Here is a 704-nt window from a genome sequence, read left to right as displayed (position 1 = left end):
TGATGCATTTGTTATATGCGCCTTAAATTGTTAGTGCTTTTATTGCTCGTTCGACACCAAGGCGTGGACTGCTAATTACTGGAATAGAGACGTTAACATTATTTTGAACCTCAGACATTGAAGCCTGAGCTAATACGATTAAGTCATACTTTGTCTCATTAGAGGTAATTACAGCACTGATTTGGTCATAATATTCTTCCATATTGCCAACTAGAAAGTAATCCCATGCATTTTCAACACAGCACAAAGTAAGCTTAGATTTTGAGTTGTGTTTGGCTAGCGATTTCAGCAACAGTTCACGAGTTGGTTCTAAAGTACTTTCTAATGCCGCAAGAACCAAAATATTATTTCCATTTTCAACAGCAAAATCAGCCATTGCCTGATCGACTCGTTGAACTTTACAACCATTTAAGTTATCTATTTCTTCAGCAATGCCACCAATCGATGAACAAGTGATCACAATGACTTTGCTGACTAAACTCAAAGCTTCCAACTGCGCTAGAAGGTTAGATTTTAATATCGAATCAACACCAAACTGCTGAGCATGAGTTAACAATGACTCATCAACAATATGATTTATAAGTAAATTAGGCGAAAGCTCAGCAACTAATGAACCAAATTTTTCAATATGAACCTGACCTGTATGTATAAAAGAAATATCGTATTTCACTTTTTTCATCCTTGAAGCATATAACGCCTGCATA

General features: G+C 35.9%; 1 protein-coding gene. It reads right to left on the bottom strand.

The annotated features are described in order from the left end of the window. Nucleotides 1-22: 22 nt before the first annotated feature. On the bottom strand, nt 23-704 hold a 682-nt coding region (locus A6E03_RS17955; RefSeq protein ID WP_255310665.1), incomplete at its 5' end, for a hypothetical protein.

It is taken from the genome of Aliivibrio sp. 1S128, assembly GCF_001691065.1.
Lineage (GTDB): Bacteria > Pseudomonadota > Gammaproteobacteria > Enterobacterales > Vibrionaceae > Aliivibrio.
This window is presented reverse-complemented; position numbering and strand designations above follow the sequence as displayed.